Annotated in this window: 2 protein-coding genes; both read left to right on the forward strand. The window is 64.4% G+C overall.

Going from position 1 to position 3,124, the window contains the following annotated elements:
* The first annotated feature begins 269 nt into the window (after positions 1-269).
* Positions 270-2,456, forward strand: coding sequence for a PQQ-dependent dehydrogenase, methanol/ethanol family (locus tag VGD20_RS02160; protein WP_331132878.1), 2,187 nt, complete (start codon positions 270-272; stop codon positions 2,454-2,456).
* A 227-nt stretch (positions 2,457-2,683) separates the two neighbouring features.
* Positions 2,684-3,022, forward strand: coding sequence for a P-II family nitrogen regulator (locus tag VGD20_RS02165; protein ID WP_331132879.1), 339 nt, complete (start codon positions 2,684-2,686; stop codon positions 3,020-3,022).
* Positions 3,023-3,124 lie beyond the last annotated feature (102 nt).

The following is a 3,124-nucleotide window of genomic DNA, read 5'->3' on the forward strand; positions in this document are numbered from 1 at the left end:
CGAAACCGGCTGCGAGATTTTCACCGCGAGCCCGACCGGTCTGAACGCGCCGCCTTGGCAGTGAGCCGCTAAGCTGTTCCCCGGCGAAGGCCGGGGCCCAGAGCGTTCTCACGCAGCGCCAGCTCTATTTCGCGCTGGACCCCGGCCCTCGCCGGGGAACAAGTAGGGAGGCCCCTCCCCACCCCCCATTTTCCCGCTTGCACGCTTGCACGCTTGCGCGCAGTCTTGACGTTAACGTCAACGATAGGCGTCGAACGGGAGAGCAAGGGATGGCGAAACGGGTCTTTACGGCTGCGCTGCTGGGCTGCGCGGCACTGGCACTGGCTTCATGCAACGCATCGAAGAATGACAGTATCTCGGGCGGTGGGTCGCTCGACGATGCCGAGAAAGCCAGCGAGACCCTGCTCAAGACCGGCGGCAACGGCGATAACTGGGGCGGCATCGGCTACAGCTATGACGAGCAACGCTTCAGCCCGCTCACCGACATCAACGACAAGAATGTGGGGCAGCTCGGTATCGCCTGGACCGCCGACCTCGACGATGCGCGCGGGCAGGAAGCGACCCCGGTCGTCGTCGACGGCGTGATGTATGTGACCCACGCCTGGTCGAAAGTCAGCGCATGGGACGCCACGACCGGCAAGCCGCTCTGGAAGTTCGACCCCAAGGTCCCCGGCGAACGCGCGGTCAGCGCTTGCTGCGACGTCGTCAACCGCGGCGTGGCCGTCTGGGGAGATAAGGTCTTTGTGGGCGCGCTCGACGGCCGCCTGATCGCGCTCGACAAGAAGACCGGCAAGGAGCTGTGGTCGACGCAGACCTTCGACACATCAAAACCCTATACGATCACCGGCGCGCCGCGCGTCGTGAAGGACATGGTGTTGATCGGCAACGGCGGCGCCGAATTCGGCGTGCGCGGCTATGTCACCGCCTATGACGCCGACACCGGCAAGGAGCGCTGGCGCTTCTACACCGCGCCCAACCCGACCAAGACGAAGGACGGCGCAGCATCGGACGACATCTTCGCGAGCAAGGCGAACGCCACCTGGTCCGACAAGGGCGAGTGGCAGACCTCGGGCGGCGGCGGCACCGTGTGGGACGCGATCGTCTACGACAAGGATCTCGACCAGATCTATCTCGGCGTCGGCAACGGCAATCCGTGGAACCATGGGACGCGCTCGAATGGCGAAGGCGACAACTGGTTCCTCTCCTCGGTCGTCGCGCTCGATGCCACGACAGGCAAATACAAGTGGCATTATCAGGAAACACCCGCCGAAACGTGGGATTACACCGCGACCCAGCCGATCATCCTCGCCGAGCAGGCCGTGAACGGCAAGCCGACCAAAGTGCTCTACCACGCGCCCAAGAACGGCTTCTTCTTCACCATCGACCGCGCGAACGGCAAGCTGATCGATGCCAAACCCTTCGTCGACGGGATCAACTGGGCGACCGGTTATGACCTCGCCACCGGCCGTCCGATCGAAAACCCGGAATCGCGCTTCTACAAGACGGGCAAGCCCTTCATCGCGATCCCCGGCGCGCTCGGCGCGCACAACTGGCACCCGATGAGCTACAATCCCAAAACCGGGCTCGTCTACATCCCCGCGCAGCAGATTCCGCAGGGCTATCTCGCCGACATGACCGAACTCGACCGGCGCAAGGTCGTCGGGTTTAACATCGGCTCGTCGCTGACCGCGACGATGATGCCCGACGACAAGGCGGCCTTCCGCGCCGCAGTCGCCGCGACCACCGGCCGCCTCGTCGCCTTCGATCCGCGCACCGGCAAGGTCGCGTGGGCGGTTGACCACCCAGCCGCGTGGAATGGCGGCACGATGACGACCGCGGGCAACCTCGTCTTCCAGGGCACCAGCCTCGGCCGCTTCCGCGCCTATGCCGCCGACACCGGCAAGCAATTGCTCGACCTCGACATGCAGTCGGGAATCGTCAGCGCGCCCTCGACCTTCCGCGTCGGCGGGGTGCAATATGTCGCCTTCCAGACGAGCAAGGGCGGCGCCTTCCCGCTCGTCGCAGGGGTCGCGGGCGGCGCGACCCGCAAGATCCCGAATATCCCGCGCCTCGTCGTGATGAAAATCGGCGGGACGGTGAAGCTCCCAGCCCCGCCCGCCTCGACAGCGCTCGCATGGAACCCGCCGCCGATGACCGCGAGCGCCACACAGGTCGCGGCGGGCAAGGCGCATTTCGGGCGCTATTGCATCGTTTGCCACGGTGACAGCGCGATCGGCAACGGCTTCACCCCCGATCTCCGCGTCTCGGGCACGCTCGCCAATGCCGATGCGTGGAAGGGCGTCGTGATCGGCGGCGCGCTGAAGGACCGCGGCATGGTGAGCTTCGCCAATGTGCTCACCCCCGCCGATGCCGAGGCGATTCGCGCCTATGTCATCGAGCGGTCGAACTGGACCAAGGCCAATCTGCCCGACGCATCGGCGCCGATGGGACGCTGACTGCCCAAAATTTGGGCACCGAAATGAAGCCGTTGCCCACCCCTTGGGCAGCGGCTTTGTTTCGTTTCAAATTTCTTACCGAAAGCCCGCGATTCGCCAATTGGCACGGCTTTTGATTGGTGCAAGATGGCGGGACACCGCACCGACTCGACGGCGAACCGGGCCAGCACAGCTGATCCGGCTCGATGCGCAAGGGGCGGCGGCCAGCCCAAAGGGGGACGAAAAGCGTGAAGAAGATTGAGGCGATCATCAAGCCGTTCAAACTCGACGAAGTGAAGGAAGCGCTGCACGAAGTCGGTGTCAGCGGGATCACCGTCACCGAGGCCAAGGGCTTCGGACGGCAAAAGGGTCACACCGAACTTTATCGCGGCGCCGAATATGTCGTCGACTTTCTGCCCAAGGTGAAGCTCGAAGTCGTCGTCGAGGATTCGATGGCCGAACGCGTTGTGGAGGCGATCGCCGCCGCCGCGCAGACCGGCCGGATCGGCGATGGCAAGATTTTCGTCATTCCGGTCGAAACGGCGCTTCGCATTCGCACCGGCGAACGCAACGAGGACGCGCTCTAACTCTTATACTTTTCGAAAACCCGACAACCCCCGGCACGCCGGACCATTTCGCAAGAAGGAAGCATGGACGATGGCTACGAAGCCCAAGGATATCATCGCGCG

This window comes from Sphingopyxis sp. (assembly GCF_036402335.1).
Classification (GTDB): domain Bacteria; phylum Pseudomonadota; class Alphaproteobacteria; order Sphingomonadales; family Sphingomonadaceae; genus Sphingopyxis.

Bases quoted from the DNA above. Each gene is read 5' to 3' on its own strand.
- VGD20_RS02160 (WP_331132878.1), top strand. From the start codon at position 270: ATGGCGAAACGGGTCTTTACGGCTGCGCTGCTGGGCTGCGCGGCACTG.